Source organism: Larkinella sp., from assembly GCF_965227735.1.
Taxonomy (GTDB): Bacteria; Bacteroidota; Bacteroidia; order Cytophagales; family Spirosomataceae; genus Larkinella.
Genome location: NZ_OZ245776.1, coordinates 5,213,672 through 5,226,007 on the forward strand (window position 1 = coordinate 5,213,672; position 12,336 = coordinate 5,226,007).

Consider the following 12,336-nt stretch of genomic DNA (forward strand, 5'->3'; position numbering starts at 1 on the left):
TCAATAGTCAATAGCAGACATCAACTCGTGGTAGCTCCGGAGGAGCGGCCTGAAGATGTTTTTAGACCGCTCCTCCGGAGCTACCACGAGTTGATGTCTGCTATTGACTATTGACAGGACAGGCCTCCGGCCTTCATTCAAACAACTTCTAAAGTCAAAACGCTAGAATTTTCCGTGGTTTTTGGCCATTTCCAGTAGCTCGGTCAGGCCGGGGGATGCAACTTCGTCGGGGGATTCAAATTTGATGTGCCGCAGGAGCTTTCCGGTTCCTTTCAGCAAACCGTTCGGGTCGGGCAGTTGGGTGCCATAATTGAAGCCCAGATTGACGCTCGAAGAGAGTGGCGCAATGTAGCAGATTTCGTCCGACATCCGGGGGCCGGTTCCGTAGGTAATCGTTTTGTAGCCGGTATGAACGGACTCATGCGCTTCGGGCAGCACGCTCCGAACCAACTCCCGAACCTTCAGCGCTAGGTCGCGAACTTCCGGTTTATAGTCGGCTAAAAAGTCTTCTACTGGTTTTTTCATGGGCGGGTTTAGTTGGCCAAAACTATAGTTTGTCCATGAAAAGTGCAATAATCGAGCCGATTATAATTATATACTACCAAAAAACCGCTCTGCTGTCGTTTTGAAGCCGTATTGGCCAGTCATGGATGGGTTTGGCAATCTAAAAGTGATTTTGTGGTTTTACCAAAAAAACCGGGAGTAAAACCAATCAGCTGGCGTTAGGTTGAAGCAACGATATTGCCGCGAACCTCACCGAAATCGACGCGTTTGTCGTCGGCCCAGCCGCGCAGAATCAGCGTATCGCCATCTTGCAGGAACGTCCGGGTGGAGCCATCGGGCAGGGTCAGCGGGCGGGTTCCGTTCCAGCTTAGTTCGAGCAGAGAACCGTAACTGCCGGGCGTTGAGCCGGATATGGTTCCGGTCGCCAACAGATCGCCGACATTCAGGTTGCAACCGTTGACGGTATGGTGGGCAATGAGTTGGGCCACATCCCAGTAAAGATGCCGCGCGTTTGTTCGACTGATGATGACATCATCCGGGCTATCGGGCGTCTGCAAGGCCACCTCCAGCGTCATGTCGAAATGCCTTCGTCCGCCCGATTGCAGGTAAGGCAGGGGAGTGGGTTCCTGCTTCGGCCCCTCGATGCGAGCGGAATCGAGGGCTTCCAGCGGCACGACCCAGGGAGACATTGAGGAGGCAAAATTTTTCCCCAGAAACGGCCCCAGCGGCTGGTATTCCCAGCGTTGAATATCGCGCGCCGACCAGTCATTGAACAACACCAGTCCAAACACGTAGTCTTCGGCGTCGTTGACCGAAACCGGTACACCCAGAACCGACGGTTTTCCGATGACAATGCCCAGTTCCAGTTCAAAATCCAGCGCCCTGGTAGGACCGAAAACCGGCTGCTGATCCGGGCCTAAAAACGGGCCATTCGGACGTTTGATGGGCGTTCCGGAAACCACAATGGACGACGCCCGCCCGTGATAGGCCACCGGCAAATGCTTCCAGTTCGGCAGCAGGGGTTCAGCCTGCGGACGAAACATGCGTCCCACATTGCTGGCGTGTTCTTCGCTGGCGTAAAAATCCGTGTAATCTCCAATGTGAATCGGCAGGTGGAGCGTCGCGGTTGCGGCATCGATCAGCACAAAGTCGGCAAACGTTTCGAGCGGTTTTTCCGGATCGGTCAGCAAGTCGATTAGGCGCTGGCGAACGGCCCGACAAAGCGGTTTTCCCAACGCCATGAAATCATTCAAAACCGGTTTTTTGAATACCGCCAGATTAAAAGCCAGGTCGTCGAAAAAACTAAGACGACCCACCATTTCCAGGTCAAGAATCTGGTTGTCAAGCCGAACGCCCACGCGGGAACTGGAACCGTCGGTGCTAAAAATGCCGTAGGGAAGGGTCATTCACTGATGTTGCTATAAATCGAATCCATAATCCGGACGAAATGCTGGTAATCCTCTTCGCTCAGATCGCCCCAGCCTTTCCGGCGGATATCGACCACGGTCGGCAACACTTCGTCGTATTTGGCTTGACCGTCTGTTGTCAGAAAAATCAGGAATTTCCGGCGATCGTCTTCGGCCATGCGACGTTCGGTCAATCCTTTTTTGCAGAGCAGATCGATCATCCGGGTCACGGTCGGTGCGTCCTTCGTGGTCAGATCGGCGAGCACATTCTGGCTGATGCCGGGGTTGCGGTAGAGGTGATCGATGAGCACCCATTGATCGACTGTCAAGTCAAAACCGGTTTCGTTGAACTGCTTCTGGAGCGCATTCCGAATTTTCTTGATGGTCGTATCAATCTTAAAAAAATAAGCCCGGTGATCGGAGGGATGCGTCATTCGTCTGATAGCGGTTTTCAATGGTTCATTCGCCGGAGCGACAGGCTGTGCCATCCCGCAAAGCAGCATGACAAAACCCGACCACAAAAGTAGTCCAAACTAAGTGACTAACAATTCTTCCAGTTTCGCTTCAATTTCCGGAATGGATTGATACAGTTGCTCATACGATTCGATGACAAAATACCGGTCCTGAAACCGGTCGATGACGTAGGGTGTTTGCAGCAGTGTCCCGACCTCATACGGAATGCGATTCGGTCGTGGATCTGATAAGCTGTAGGCGGTTTCGCCCGTCGAGGACAGAATGCCTCCGCCGTAGATCCGCAATTCCGATTCCTGAATCAAGCCAAACTCAACCGTATACCAATACAACCGCGAAATCATCTCAATGGCTTCGGGATGATCGACGTGCGCCAGTGCAATCCGGCTCAGAGCCGCCAGAAAATCGCAGAACGCCTGGTTCGACAACATCGGCACATGCCCGAACGTATCGTGAAATAAATCCGGTTCCTGCAAATAATCCAGTTGTTCGTGCCGACGTAACCAGGTGGTTGCCGGGAAGTTGCGGGACGACATCAGCTCAAAAAACGCGCGGTTGGAAATCAAACCCGGCACCGCCGAAACCCGCCAGTTGGTGAGCTTTAGCAAGCGGGGATTCAGCTCGCGTTCAAAGTCCGGAATGTGATCCGCCACAAAACCGACCTGGTCGATGCCGTCCAGATAAGCCTGACTGGCCTTGCCCGGCAAAAGCGTCATCTGCCGTTCGAAGAGCAACCGCCAGACGACCTGGTCGTCGGCGGTGTAAGTGTCGTATGACTGAGTCATGGTTCCATTGAGTGATTGTGTTATTGAGCGATTGAGTGAATAGCTCCGCCATTTTTTGCCTCCGGTGAAGCTATTCACTCAATCGCTCAATAACACAATCACAATTGTTAAAGCGTTCCCCGCAATGCCTGTTCGTGTTCAATGGCTTCGAAGAGGGCTTTGAAGTTGCCTTTTCCGAATGATTTAGCGCCTTTCCGCTGGATGATTTCGAAAAACAGGGTCGGGCGGGGGCCTACCGGTTTGGTGAAAATCTGGAGCAGATAGCCTTCGTCGTCGCGGTCGACCAAAATGCCGAGCGCGCGTAACGCATTGATTTCTTCGTCAATATGCCCCACCCGGTCGAGCAGATCGGCGTAATAGGCATCCGGCACTTTCAGAAACGCCACGCTGCGGTCGCGCAAAGCGGTGACGGTTTTTACGATGTCGTCCGTGGCCACGGCAATGTGCTGAATACCGGGTCCGCCGTAGAAATCCAGGTACTCTTCCACCTGCGACTTCTTCTTGCCTTCGGCGGGTTCGTTGATCGGGAATTTGATGCGCCCGTTGCCGTTGCTCATTACCTTGCTCATCAGGGCCGTGTAATCGGTCGAAATATCCTTGTCGTCGAAGGATACCAACTGGTTAAATCCCATTACGTTGGCGTAGAAGTTGACCCAGGTGTTCATCTCGTTCCAGCCCACATTGCCGACCATATGATCCACGTACTTCAGGCCCACGTCGTCGGGATGGTGTTCCGGCTCCCAGGTTTTGTAACCGGGCAGAAAAAGACCGCCATATTGACTCCGTTCCACAAAAATGTGGACCGTGTCGCCGTAGGTGTGAATGCCTGACCGAACCACAAAACCGTCCGCATCGTCCTCACGCGTGGGCGCCATAAACGGAATGGCGCCCCGCTGCGTGGTTTCTTCGTAGGCTTTGGTCGCATCGTCGACCCACAAGGCCACCACCCGAACGCCATCGCCGTGTTTGTCGATGTGTTGACCGATGTCCGTGCCACCGTGCAGGGGCGAGGTGAGCACCAGCCGGATTTTGCCCTGAACGACAACGTACGATTCGCGGTCGCGCCAGCCGGTTTCCAGCCCGGCATGGGCTAGCGGCTGAAAGCCAAACGCCGTCTGGAAATAATGCGCCGACTGTAGGGCGTTGGCGACGTATAATTCAACGTAATCGGTACCATTCAGCGGCAGAAAGTCTTTTGCCGCATCGGTAGCCGGTTTTGTTTGTGTCAATTCTGCGGTTTCCATTGGTTGTTGATGATTTCAGGACTTTCGCTTTTTGCCCCGTTCCCCTGAAGGGAACTTGGACGCAGCTTAAGTTGGATGCTTAAAGTCCCCTTCAGGGGAACGGGGCAAAAGTTATTCAATCCAGGATTTATAATAGGTTCCATCGTCCAGTTGCAGGGCCGCGTCCGTCAGCATCAGCGGCCGGAACGTGTCGACCATCACGGCGTATTCGTGCGTTTCTTTCTTGCCAATGCTCCGTTCCATCGCACCAGGATGCGGGCCGTGCGGAATACCGCCCGGGTGCAGTGTGATGTGGCCCGGCGCGATGTCGTTGCGACTCATAAAATCGCCGTCGACGTAATAAATTACCTCGTCGGAGTCGATGTTGGAGTGGTTATACGGAGCCGGAATCGCTTTGGGATGATAGTCGTAGAGCCTGGGACAGAACGAGCAAACCACAAACGCGTCGGTCTGAAACGTTTGATGCACCGGCGGGGGCTGGTGAACGCGTCCGGTGATCGGTTCGAAATTGAAAATCGAAAAACCGTACGGATAATTGTAGCCATCCCACCCCACGACGTCGAACGGGTGCGTGGCATACACCAGCGAATGCAGCGCGCCCTGTTTCTTGATTTTGATCAGAAAGTCGCCGGTTTCGTCGTGGGTTTCTAGATTTTGCGGCCTTTTGATGTCGCGTTCACAAAACGGCGAATGCTCAAGCAACTGGCCAAACTGGTTGCGATACCGTTTGGGTGTATAGATCGGTGAATGCGATTCCAGATACAACAGACGCGGTTGCGTGTCCGGGTCAAACTCGATCTGGTAAATCATGCCACGCGGAATGATCAGGTAATCCCCGTATTGGAACGGGATGGTGCCCAGCAGGGTGCGCAGCCGTCCGGAACCCCGGTGAACGAAGATCAACTCATCCGCGTCGGCATTCTTATAAAAAGAATCCGTCATCGACCGGGTTGGGGCCGCCAGTCCTACGATTAGATCTTTATTGACCAACAGGGGAACACGGCTTTCCACAAAATCCGCGTTGGTGGGTTCCAGATTGAAACCGAGCAGCTTGCGCGAAAGAATGTTCTTCTCAATGGCCACAACCGGCGTTTTTTCCACACTTTCCAGCACCGCTTTAACCATCGTGGGCCGGTGGACATGATACAGCAGCGACGACATGCCCTCGAAACCGATGGTGCCGAACAACTGCTCGTAGTAAAACCCGGCAGCACCGTCGCGGCCCGGCGGTTTTTCGAATTGGGTGTGTCGCTTGGGCGGAATCTGACCCAGAGTATGGTAGAAAGGCATGGGCGTTGCTGAATCTGCGAAATAATACTTGTTTTACTAACTATTGTTTTGCTTACAATTATAACGTTATTCTTGAAATATATTGAACAATTTCAGGAAATATTTTTCTTATAAATTGATTTTATGGATTTACAGGCCGTAAAGTGCATTTAATACAAACCCGCGTAGAGAGCAATCAGCATTTCCTTATTTTTGCCCGCGATTACCCCCCCCTAAAGGGGATTATTTAAATCCGAATTATATAGTGCCCTTTAGGGGGGTGGGGGCTTAACTTTCAACTCCATAAACCTGATGCAACCCACACTCCTGATTTTGGCCGCTGGTATTGGCAGCCGCTACGGTGGAATCAAACAACTGGATCAATTTGGTCCGAACGGTGAGACGATCATCGATTATTCCTTGTATGATGCCATCCGGGCCGGTTTTGGCAAAGTCGTTTTCATCATCCGTGAAGAATTGCGGAAGGATTTTGAAGAGATTTTTCTGCCGAAACTAGCCGGTAAAATTGAGATCGACTTTGCGATCCAGGCGCTGGACTCCTACGTACCGGAAGAACTGGGCACCATTCAGCGAACCAAACCCTGGGGAACGGGCCATGCCATGCTCTGCGCCTGGGAGCAAACCGACACGCCCTTTGCGGTCATCAACGCCGACGATTTCTACGGGCAGGAAGCATTTCAAATTCTGGCCGATTTTCTGGTGAACAATACCGACGATGAAATGCACGCCCTCGTGGGCTACGAAGTTCAGAATACACTGTCGGAATACGGCTCGGTTTCGCGGGGCGTTTGCGACCTCAATGCCGATGAAACCCTGGCGTCGGTAATCGAACGAACCAAAATCTACCGGCAAAGTGCCGGTGACGATGCGGGTCAGATTGTTTTTGAAGAAGCGGACGGCCTGACAGCGCTGGCACCCGACACCCCGGTTTCGATGAATTTCTGGGGTTTCAAACCGGCGGTTTTTCCCCTCGTCGAGGAGCAGTTTGCCGATTATGCCCACGCGAACTATAACGCACCCAAAGCCGAGTTTTACATTCCGACCATTATGACCAATCTCATCCAGCGTAACCAGGGTCAGTGTCAGGTCTTTCGGAGCCAGTCGGAATGGTTTGGCGTCACCTACCCGGATGACAAACCGTTGGTACAGGCGTCGTTCAAGCGACTGCACGAGGAAGGAAAGTACCCTGAAAGATTATGGTAGTTTTTGAAGATAGGATATTCGGTCGACATTTCTACCTTTATTTTACCACTGATTTTGGTGGAATTGGCTTTGTTTATGATAAAATAAGATAATTTTCGGCCTGAAACTGAAAAACTGAAAAAAGCTCCGAACAACGCGTTTGGGGCTTTTTTCATTACCACGGGAATGAATTGTACTATTTTATAAAAGCTGGTATTTATCCGGGAAAATGGACATTTCACTATTTAAAGTATTTGTAGTAAACAACCGTAAAGTATTGAATTTTTTTAAGTTTAACCTTTAAATAATAAACAACTTTTCGATTATTAACAATTAGGTAATTGACTTGTATTCAATGTTGTATAAATTTGTATCAACAAAGGAGTTGACAAGGGTTCAGTAGGGTAAGCATTTAGTTTATTGTACTATATCAAGTCTGAATACAACCTAGTTCGAATACAACCTGTAGAAAATTATGAAAACGAATTTTGTCAATAATAGCGTAACGTTGGGCTTAGCGATGCTGGCCGCAACGACTCTGGTAGCCATTGCTCCTTCATCAGCAGAGGCTCGTGTTTTGGACGGCCCGAAAGCCGAAACGAAAGCCGCTTCGGTTTCGATCCGGGAAGTTGGTAACCTGAAATTCAAAGTATCGGTCAATCAACCGGTTAATGATAAAATCGTCGTGTCGATTGCTGATGACTCTAACAACAAGCTGTACAGCGGCACGTTGACCAAAAAAGAACAACTGGGTCGGGTTTTCGACTTCTCGCAATTGGCGGACGGTAAATATGTGATCGAAGTAGCCTATGGCAAAGAGAAAGTTTCTCAGTCATTCGCTATTCAAACGCAAGTGAGCCGTGTGGTTCTGGCGCGGAACTAAGCCCTCGGGCCTTTCCGCTTTGACTCACTAATTCTCGTCCACCTTTGTCAGTTCAAAAAAGGGACCGGTCAGGTTTTGAAAACCTGACCGGTCCCTTTTTTGATGATTGACTGCTGACGATTGACGATCGACCATCGACGATTGACCATCGTCAATCGTCAGCGTCAATCATCAAAACTCCCTCAACACTCCCATATCACCGTCTCCTCCCGTTCAAACCAGGGTTGGAGGTGGGGTTCATACCGGGATTCGATCATTTTCCGCTTTATTTTCAGGGAAGGCGTCATCAGGTCGTTGTCAACCGTCCACGGCTCTTTCACGATCACGGCTTTTTTGACGCGCTGATAGGTGTGCAGATTGGGATTCAAGGCGTTGAGCGTCTCCTCCAGACTTTGTGAAACCTGCATCTTGTCCGCTTTGAGGCCCGTTTCCGACAACACAATCAGCGCAATCGGTTGCGGTAGTTGCTGAACGGCCACGCAGATTTGGTCTACAAAATTGTTCTCCGCAAAACCGGTTTCAATCTGTGCCGGTGCCACATATTCGCCTTTGGTGGTTTTGTATATCTCCTTCACCCGGCCCGTAATGGCTAAAAAACCGTCGTCGTCCAGCGCACCCACATCGCCGGTATGGAGCCATCCGTCGGCATCCAGGGCCGCTGCGGTCATCTCCGGTTCCCGGAAATAGCCGCGCATCGTCCAGTCGGAGCGGGTCATGAGTTCGCCCGTGATGGGGTCGAATTTGACCTGAATACCACTATAGAGCATTCCAACGGTGCCGTCTTTGATCGAGTCAGGTGGCATCACCGACACCACGCCCAGATTCTCCGTCATGCCGTAGGCTTCCTGGATGGTAATGCCCAGTTCCCGGAACCACCGGATGATGGCAACGGGCGTGGGGGCCGCGCCGGTCAGAATCAGCCGGACATCATTGAGGCCGAGGGCCATGCGGAGTTTGCGTTTGATCAATCCGGAAATCACCGGAATTTTGAGCAGCCGATCGAGTTTTTGCTGCGGAAGCGTAGCGAGGATCGTCTGCTGGAACTTGAGCCAGATGCGGGGAACACCCAGAAAATGCGTCGGACGCGCAGCCGCCAGATTGTTGGCAAACGTCGCCATCGACTCCACAAAATAAACCGTGCCGCCCGTAATGAGGCTGAGGGCTTCGACGAGGTTGCGTTCAGCCACGTGACAAAGGGGCAAATAGGAAAAGAAACGGGAATCCGGCACGTCGACGCACATCAACGGTTTGGTTGCGTCGATGGCGCTGATCATCGCCTGATAGGGCATCATGACGCCTTTGGGGTTCCCCGTTGTTCCGGACGTGTAAATGATCGTGAATAAATCCTCGGAATGCGGCTGCGGATTGTCCGTCATGGGCTCGTAACGGGTCAGAATCGCATCCCACTGCGCGTGGTCGGGATCGGTCACGTAACCCGGAAAATTGATGCAGTGTACGGTTTCGGGGACACCCGGTTTCATGGCAGGCCATTGATCCAGTTTTCCGACAAACAAGACCGCGCAACCGCTGTGTTCCAGCACCTGATGCAACTGGCTGGCCGTCAGAGTCGGATAGAAAGGAACGGACACGTGGCCGCTGAGCAGAATCGCCAGGTCGGCCATAATCCAGTGGGCACAATTTTTAGATACGAGACCAATGTTGCTCTTCGGGGGTAAACCCAGCGAATTCAGGTACGTCGCCAGCGTCCGCGCCTGTTTTCCAACATCGCGCCAGGTGTAGTCGCGGTATCGGTCGCCTTCGGGTTGCCGCAGGTAGACTTTTTTGGGTTGTTGTTTCTCCCAATAATAAAAATAGTCAAGCAGCGTCTGCCCTTTCTGAAAATCAGAGCGTAACGTGTTCATATCAGTAAAGATTGGCTGGGTAGTAAAACTGTAAAATAGTATTTGTTTTTGAAATAATTGTAGTTAATATGGAAAATCTTAGCAAAAAAGCCGCAGAATTCCAGAAATGGGTTTTGAAAGATCAGAAAAACGGGGTAAAGGCTCGAAGGAAGACGCCAAGGCAGGCCAAGTAAAAATTTTCGCTGGAATTTGTTACTAAACTTCGTCCTAACCGTCTCAATAAAAGGAACATCCGGAAGCCAGACATTTCTTCGGTGTTCGCCGAAATCCCGACTTTTATGACGACAATCTTACCAGCTCTGAATCGCCTTTGTGTTATCCTCCTTTTTTCGCTTTTCTTCCTGAACGGGAACGCCCAATCGCCGACGAACCTGACCACCAACATCGCGTTGACCGCGCCGACCGAAACGGATTTTGCTCCCTCAGCTTTTTTTTCGAGCACGGCCCAGATTATTGCGGCTTTCAATACGGCGCGACGGGCCGAAGAAACCCAGCTGGGATTGCCCGTCAATAGCCTGGGTAACTTAACGTTACCAGCTAATTATGCCACTTTTTCGCCCAATGACCGGGCATTGTATCTCATCAATCAGGAACGGATCGCCCGGAGTGGTATCACGTATCCCGGGACAACGGCGGTTTTGGGCTTACCGATGGAAGCAACCGAGAGTGCGCTGATCAATACAGCTCAGAGCCACGCGAGTTATCTGGTTTCCAGCAATACGTTTTCCCACACGGGGGTAGGGGGTTCGTCTTCATTTGATCGGGTAAATGGCACCTATGCTTCTGGCTGTCAGACCAGTATGGGCTATTCAGAGAATATTTACGTTGCCTGTACTGGTAGCGCGTCCACGCCAACTTTTTTGGTAGAACAAGCCATTTTTAACTGGCTTTACCGGGATTCGTCAGCAAATTGGGGACATCGGAAAGCCATGCTGATTCAAAATGATGATATTTATCTGGCACCTCCACCAAATACGCTTCGTGGTTATGTAAATGATCATGGTAGCGCTTCCAGCGAAGGCTTTCTCGGTATTGGAATTGCTTCGACAGCCGTTGGCGCCTATTCGGCATCTTGCTCGGGTAGCTTCGCCGGGCATGTTGTGGTGATGAACATTGCCGACCCGACAGCCGGTGCAAGCTGTACATTCAACACGACGGATGCCCTTCCCGTCCATCTGCTCTACTTTTCGGGTGCTTCCCGCCAGGGAAAAGCCGTGATGGGCTGGTCGACCGGTTGGGAGCAGGGGAGCCTGGGGTTCGATGTCCTGAAAAGCCGGGATGCCCAGTCATTTGAGAAAATCGGATTTGTTCGTGGAAACGGGACGAGTTCGGAAACCAGCACGTATGGCTGGACGGATGAGGAAGTGACACCGGGCCAGACGTATTATTACCGGTTGCGGCAAATCGACGCCAATGGTCGCACGGAACTCTCGAAAATAGTAGCTATAAACATTGAATCGACAGACCGGGATATTTACCTTTTCCCCAATCCCAGTGCCGACGGGCGGTTTACGCTGGTAGCAGCAGGGAGTGATGAACTAAATCTTCAATTGATCAACACGGCAGGGATCGAACTACCGGTTCGAACAATGGCAGCGCCCGCTTCGACAGACGTTGTTCCGCGTCAGGTGCTGGCACCCGGCCTGTATTGGGTGAGGGTGCGGGATGCAAAGGGCCGGGTGCAGAATGTATTGCGGCTGCTGGTGGGCCACTAAAAACCGGATCTTTCGAAATCGCAACGGCAAATTATTGGGTTGTTTGTGTTCGTTCCGTATTTTTCGCAACGGTGCAGGTGACCCGGGTTGGCAACTAACGCCCTTTTGATGCGACAACTTACCAGTGCCCTTCTGTTGCTTTCCGGTTTAGCGTTCGGTCAGGCACCGAAAAACCTGAAGGCGGATGTGAAATTACCGAAGGAGCCGACGTATACCAGTGCGCCCAACGGTTTTCCGGTTTTCGACACACCGGCTCAAGTCGTGAATGCGTTCAACTATGCCCGTCGGCAGGAAGAGAAGCAGATGAAACTGCCCCCCAATAGCCTGGGAACCCTGTCGTTACCGGAAAATTATACCAAACTATCCCCGGCAGAACGGGCGTTGTGGCTAACGAACGGCGAGCGAAAAGCGCGGGCGGATGTGCAGTATGGTACCGAAAAAGCACTCGGCCTGCCGCTCGAAGCCCTGGAAACCCACCTGAACGCCGTGGCCCAGGCCCACGCTGCGGACATGACCACACACAACTTTTTTGGGCACACCAGCCGGGATGGCCGGACGGCCCTGCAACGCATCAACGCCCAGACGGTGTTTAGCGGAAAATGCTACGAGTTTATGTCGCGGGCCGAGAATATCTACATGTTTTGTTACTATTCCAGTGACAAACCGGTTCTGGACCTACCGGCTTTCATCGTGGAGCAAGCCATTTTCTCCTGGCTCTACCAGGATGCCGTCGTGGCCTGGGGACATCGGGAAACGTTGCTGATTCAGGACAAAGATGCGTCCGGCGGAAAAGGGTTTCAGAATAACCGGGGGGGCGTTGGCAGCGAAGGTTTTCTGGGCGTCGGACTGGCAACACGGGCGGACTATGGCCCTTGCTCCAAAATGCCGGGCTACCAGCGGGTTGGCCACGTCGTGGTCATGAATCTGGTTGATCCAGCCGCCGATTGCGCGTATTCTATTCCGTAAATTTTCGCCCCAAATCGCCCGTTTAGCG

11 protein-coding genes are annotated in these 12,336 nt (G+C 52.1%); 4 read left to right on the top strand and 7 right to left on the bottom strand.

Annotated elements, in window-relative coordinates; genetic code table 11:
• Nucleotides 1-162: 162 nt before the first annotated feature.
• From ACO064_RS20350 to ACO064_RS20375, 6 genes are all read right to left on the bottom strand, one after another.
• Nucleotides 163-525, bottom strand: coding sequence for a DUF1801 domain-containing protein (locus tag ACO064_RS20350; RefSeq protein WP_421829062.1), 363 nt, complete (start codon nucleotides 523-525; stop codon nucleotides 163-165).
• A 197-nt stretch (nucleotides 526-722) separates the two neighbouring features.
• Nucleotides 723-1,910, bottom strand: coding sequence for a fumarylacetoacetase (gene fahA, locus ACO064_RS20355; protein ID WP_421829063.1), 1,188 nt, complete (start codon nucleotides 1,908-1,910; stop codon nucleotides 723-725).
• A complete protein-coding gene (locus tag ACO064_RS20360) occupies nucleotides 1,907-2,344 on the bottom strand; it encodes a MarR family winged helix-turn-helix transcriptional regulator (RefSeq protein ID WP_421829064.1) in 438 nt (145 codons plus the stop codon). Before ACO064_RS20360 ends, fahA begins: the two co-directional genes overlap by 4 nt.
• Nucleotides 2,345-2,443: 99 nt before the next feature.
• The gene (gene phhA, locus ACO064_RS20365; RefSeq protein ID WP_421829065.1) at nucleotides 2,444-3,166 is read right to left on the bottom strand and encodes a phenylalanine 4-monooxygenase; all 723 of its coding nucleotides are present in this window, start codon (nucleotides 3,164-3,166) and stop codon (nucleotides 2,444-2,446) included.
• A 107-nt stretch (nucleotides 3,167-3,273) separates the two neighbouring features.
• The gene (gene hppD, locus ACO064_RS20370; RefSeq protein WP_421829066.1) at nucleotides 3,274-4,410 is read right to left on the bottom strand and encodes a 4-hydroxyphenylpyruvate dioxygenase; all 1,137 of its coding nucleotides are present in this window, start codon (nucleotides 4,408-4,410) and stop codon (nucleotides 3,274-3,276) included.
• Nucleotides 4,411-4,521: 111 nt separating this feature from the next.
• Nucleotides 4,522-5,700 (bottom strand): homogentisate 1,2-dioxygenase, encoded by a 1,179-nt coding sequence (locus tag ACO064_RS20375; protein WP_421829067.1) that lies wholly within the window; start codon nucleotides 5,698-5,700, stop codon nucleotides 4,522-4,524.
• A 291-nt stretch (nucleotides 5,701-5,991) separates the two neighbouring features.
• Between ACO064_RS20375 and ACO064_RS20380 the strand changes: the two genes are divergently transcribed.
• Together ACO064_RS20380 and ACO064_RS20385 are read left to right on the top strand one after the other, a co-directional pair.
• Nucleotides 5,992-6,903 (top strand): nucleotidyltransferase family protein, encoded by a 912-nt coding sequence (locus ACO064_RS20380; RefSeq protein WP_421829068.1) that lies wholly within the window; start codon nucleotides 5,992-5,994, stop codon nucleotides 6,901-6,903.
• A gap of 454 nt (nucleotides 6,904-7,357) precedes the next feature.
• Nucleotides 7,358-7,765: a hypothetical protein gene (locus ACO064_RS20385; RefSeq protein ID WP_421829069.1), complete on the top strand. Its 408-nt coding sequence runs from the start codon at nucleotides 7,358-7,360 to the stop codon at nucleotides 7,763-7,765.
• 182 nt (nucleotides 7,766-7,947) lie between these two features.
• On the opposite strand, the gene ACO064_RS20390 is transcribed toward ACO064_RS20385, so the two are convergent.
• Complete coding sequence (locus tag ACO064_RS20390; protein WP_421829070.1) at nucleotides 7,948-9,627, bottom strand: AMP-binding protein; 1,680 nt, start codon at nucleotides 9,625-9,627, stop codon at nucleotides 7,948-7,950.
• Between the two features lie 278 nt (nucleotides 9,628-9,905).
• Here ACO064_RS20390 and ACO064_RS20395 point away from each other — a divergent pair, with 278 nt between their 5' ends.
• Together ACO064_RS20395 and ACO064_RS20400 are read left to right on the top strand one after the other, a co-directional pair.
• The gene (locus tag ACO064_RS20395) at nucleotides 9,906-11,342 is read left to right on the top strand and encodes a T9SS type A sorting domain-containing protein (protein WP_421829071.1); all 1,437 of its coding nucleotides are present in this window, start codon (nucleotides 9,906-9,908) and stop codon (nucleotides 11,340-11,342) included.
• 108 nt (nucleotides 11,343-11,450) lie between these two features.
• Entirely contained in the window at nucleotides 11,451-12,308 is an 858-nt protein-coding gene (locus tag ACO064_RS20400; protein WP_421829072.1) for a CAP domain-containing protein, read from the top strand.
• Nucleotides 12,309-12,336 lie beyond the last annotated feature (28 nt).

Coding starts and splice junctions, on each gene's coding strand:
- ACO064_RS20375 (WP_421829067.1), bottom strand. CDS start 5,700: ATGCCTTTCTACCATACTCTGGGTCAGATTCCGCCCAAGCGACACACC.
- ACO064_RS20390 (WP_421829070.1), bottom strand. CDS start 9,627: ATGAACACGTTACGCTCTGATTTTCAGAAAGGGCAGACGCTGCTTGAC.
- ACO064_RS20395 (WP_421829071.1), top strand. CDS start 9,906: ATGACGACAATCTTACCAGCTCTGAATCGCCTTTGTGTTATCCTCCTT.
- fahA (WP_421829063.1), bottom strand. CDS start 1,910: ATGACCCTTCCCTACGGCATTTTTAGCACCGACGGTTCCAGTTCCCGC.
- ACO064_RS20360 (WP_421829064.1), bottom strand. CDS start 2,344: ATGACGCATCCCTCCGATCACCGGGCTTATTTTTTTAAGATTGATACG.
- phhA (WP_421829065.1), bottom strand. CDS start 3,166: ATGACTCAGTCATACGACACTTACACCGCCGACGACCAGGTCGTCTGG.
- ACO064_RS20380 (WP_421829068.1), top strand. CDS start 5,992: ATGCAACCCACACTCCTGATTTTGGCCGCTGGTATTGGCAGCCGCTAC.
- hppD (WP_421829066.1), bottom strand. CDS start 4,410: ATGGAAACCGCAGAATTGACACAAACAAAACCGGCTACCGATGCGGCA.
- ACO064_RS20350 (WP_421829062.1), bottom strand. CDS start 525: ATGAAAAAACCAGTAGAAGACTTTTTAGCCGACTATAAACCGGAAGTT.
- ACO064_RS20400 (WP_421829072.1), top strand. CDS start 11,451: ATGCGACAACTTACCAGTGCCCTTCTGTTGCTTTCCGGTTTAGCGTTC.
- ACO064_RS20385 (WP_421829069.1), top strand. CDS start 7,358: ATGAAAACGAATTTTGTCAATAATAGCGTAACGTTGGGCTTAGCGATG.